Raw genomic sequence first — 326 nt, 5'->3', positions numbered from 1 at the left:
GGATTGAGCGTTGTAAAGGGTGCGACATCTGTTGGTGCTTTGCAGGCGGATGGTACGTTTGATGTGACCTATGCGTTGGTCACGACGAACACGGGCAACGTGACGTTGGATAATCTGACGCTGACTGATGATTTGGCGGATCAGTTTGGTGCGACGGCTGTTGGTGCAATCACGAACTACGCGATCACAGGTGCGACTGCGACTGGGTCCACAGCACCTGCGGCTGCGTCGCCGGCTTATGATGGGTCTAACGCTTTGATCGGGGCGGGCGGTGTCTTGGCCGTCGGCGATAGCGTCACGGTGACCTTCACCGTTAACCTTAATCC

At 56.7% G+C, this 326-nt stretch carries 1 protein-coding gene; it reads left to right on the top strand.

What is annotated here, in order from left to right:
- On the top strand, positions 1–326 hold a 326-nt coding region (locus tag J3L16_RS16080), incomplete at both ends, for a hypothetical protein (protein WP_207614071.1).

This window comes from Alteromonas sp. 5E99-2 (assembly GCF_017368475.1).
Taxonomy (GTDB): domain Bacteria; phylum Pseudomonadota; class Gammaproteobacteria; order Enterobacterales; family Alteromonadaceae; genus Alteromonas_F.
This window is presented reverse-complemented; position numbering and strand designations above follow the sequence as displayed.